2 protein-coding genes and 1 pseudogene are annotated in these 2,635 nt (G+C 74.9%); 2 read left to right on the plus strand and 1 reads right to left on the minus strand.

Annotated features, from left to right (window positions below; all coding sequences use genetic code 11):
- The first annotated feature begins 74 nt into the window (after positions 1–74).
- Together HMPREF3105_RS12005 and HMPREF3105_RS12010 are read left to right on the plus strand one after the other, a co-directional pair.
- Complete coding sequence (locus HMPREF3105_RS12005; protein ID WP_070709819.1) at positions 75–1,094, plus strand: aliphatic sulfonate ABC transporter substrate-binding protein; 1,020 nt, start codon at positions 75–77, stop codon at positions 1,092–1,094.
- The gene (locus HMPREF3105_RS12010) at positions 1,091–1,957 is read left to right on the plus strand and encodes an ABC transporter permease (protein ID WP_070709821.1); all 867 of its coding nucleotides are present in this window, start codon (positions 1,091–1,093) and stop codon (positions 1,955–1,957) included. Before HMPREF3105_RS12005 ends, HMPREF3105_RS12010 begins: the two co-directional genes overlap by 4 nt.
- Positions 1,958–1,988: 31 nt before the next feature.
- Here the strand turns inward: HMPREF3105_RS12010 and HMPREF3105_RS12015 are convergent.
- A pseudogene (locus tag HMPREF3105_RS12015) lies at positions 1,989–2,635 on the minus strand (acyl-CoA dehydrogenase); the annotation flags it as partial.

Below are 2,635 nucleotides of genomic sequence, written 5' to 3' on the forward strand. Positions count from 1 at the left end.
GACCGCGCGGACGTCCGCCTGGCCCGGCTGCGCGCCGAGCTCCTCGAGGGCCTCGGCGTCGAGAGCCACGCCCGATGAGCGGCGCGGGCCCCGCACGCCTGACTCGTCGCACGGCGCTCGGCCTGCTGGCCGCGTCCCTGCCCCTGGGCCTGAGCGGATGCGTCCTGCAGGGTGAGGCGACGGCCGGGCCGGTGAACGGTCCGGACACGCTGAGCATCGACTACGCCACCTACAACCCGCTCTCCCTCGTGATCCGCCACCAGGGATGGCTGGAGGAGACGCTCGCGCCCCGCGGCGTCCGGGTGAACTGGGTGTTCTCCGCCGGCTCCAACAAGGCCAACGAGCTCCTGCGCTCGAACTCCGTGGACATCGGGTCGACGGCCGGCTCGGCCGCGCTGCTGAACCGGGCCAACGGAGCGCCCACGCGCATCGTGGGCGTCGCCTCGCGACCGGAGTGGTCCGCGCTCATGGTCCCGCCCGGCTCGGACATCACGGACGTCGCCCAGCTCGCGGGCCGCACGGTGGCCGCCACGCGCGGGACGGACCCGTACTTCTTCGCCGTGCAGGCGCTCGAGGCCGCCGGGGTGGACCCGGCCGACGTCGAGATCCAGAACCTGCAGCACGCCGACGGCCGCGCCGCCCTCGCCGGCGGATCGGTGGCCGCGTGGTCCGGGCTCGACCCGATCATGGCGAAGGCCGAGGCCGAGGGCGCCCGCTTCCTGTACCGGGACCTCGCCCTGAACACGTTCTCCGTCCTCAACGCCACGGAGTCCTTCCTCGAAAAGGACCCGGAGACCGCCCAGACCGTCCTGGACACGTACGAACGCGCCCGCGCCTGGGCGCTCGAGCATCCGGACGAGACCGTCGGGATCCTGGCCGAGGCCGCGAAGATCTCTCCCGACGTCGCCCGCACCGTGATCCTCGAACGCACCAACGCGGACGTCAGCCCCGTGCCGGGCCAGGAGCTGCTCGACGCCCTGACGGGGGTCGGACGGATCCTGGTCGGCACCGGGTCCGTCGACTACCAGCACCAGGTGGACGCCGCGCTGGCGAGCATCCTGGACACCCGTTTCGCCGAGGAGGCCATCCGATGAGCACCGCCCTGACCCCCCCCGCCGCGACGACGGGCCCCGAGGCGCGCGAGCGGTCGGGTCACGACGACGGCGACACAGGGGCGCGCCGACGGCAGCGGCCCCGGGTGCTGGACCGGCCCGGCGCCCGGGCGGTGGTGGGGCTGGCCGCGCCCGCTGTCCTCCTGGTGCTGTGGTGGGCGGTGACGGCCGCCGGGCTGCTCTCCGCGGTGCAGCTGCCCTCCCCCGGCGCGGTGCTGAGCGCCGGCGTCAACCTGCTGGAGCGGGGCGACCTGTGGCTGCACGTGGGGATCTCCACCCAGCGCGTGCTGCTGGGCTTCCTGCTCGGCGCCGCACTCGGGCTGGCCGTGGGGTCCGCGCTCGGGCTGTCCCGGTGGGCGGACGCGCTGTTCGCCCCGCTGATCGGGGCGCTGCGCGCGGTGCCCTCGCTGGCCTGGGTGCCGCTGCTGATCCTGTGGATGCAGATCGGCGAGGAGTCCAAGGTCACCCTCATCGCGATCGGCGCGTTCTTCCCGGTGTTCACCACCGTCTACGCCGCCCTGCGCCATGTGGACCCGCACCTGGTGGAGGCCGGTCGGGCCTTCGGCTACCACGGGCTGTCCCTGCTGCGGACGGTGCAGCTGCCCGCCGTGGTGCCGGCCGTGTTCTCCGGCCTGCGGCTGGCCCTGGCCCAGGCCTGGCTGTTCCTGGTGGCCGCGGAGCTGATCGCCTCCTCGATGGGCCTGGGCTTCCTGCTCACCGACTCGCAGAACAACGGACGCACGGACCGCCTGATCCTGGCGATCATCCTGCTCGCCGTGCTCGGCAAGCTCACCGACTGGCTGCTCGGCCTGCTGGAGCGCCGGGCCCTGCGCCGCTGGGCCTGAGCCCGGCACGTCCGGCCGCCCGGTCGTCGGGTCAGTCCCCCTCGGGGACCTCGCCGGCCGACGTGTAGGCGGTCGGCGGGGTGCCGTTCACGAGCCAGTCGCCGGCCATGCGCACCTTGAACGCCGCCGGGTCGTGGGTGGCGAGGGTGCGGGCGTTGCGCCAGTGCCGGTCGAGCCGCAGCGTGGCCGACGTCGCCGACGCGCCGAGCGTGTCGAAGATGCGGGTGCACACCTCGAGGACGGCCTCCGGCACCACGGCCTGGGCCCGGTACGCGGCCGCCATCGCCTCGGCGGACGCCGCCACGACGTCGGCCTCCGCCGGGCCGGCCCCGTCGGCGCCGTCCTGCCCCTCGTCGAGCAGCCGCCCGATCTCGCGCACCATCAGCTCGGCCGCGGCCTGCCGCCCGGCCAGCTGCCCCATGATCTCGAGGAGCTGGGGGTCGTCCTTGGGCAGCGCGGCCGTGCCGGTGTTGAAGGTGCGGCGCCGCTGCCGCAGCAGCTGCGTGCCCTCCGTGAGCGCCGCCCGGCCGATCCCGGCCTGCAGCGCCAGCAGGGTCGCCTCCATGAGCACGGGCACGGGCCCGTCCTGCCGCGGCACCTCGAGCAGCTCCTCGGCCGCGGCGTCGTCGAGCACCACGGACCCGGTGGCGGTCAGGCGCTGGCCGAAGCCGTCCCAGT

The sequence above is a fragment of the Micrococcus sp. HMSC31B01 genome, assembly GCF_001816085.1.
GTDB classification, from domain to species: domain Bacteria; phylum Actinomycetota; class Actinomycetes; order Actinomycetales; family Micrococcaceae; genus Micrococcus; species Micrococcus luteus.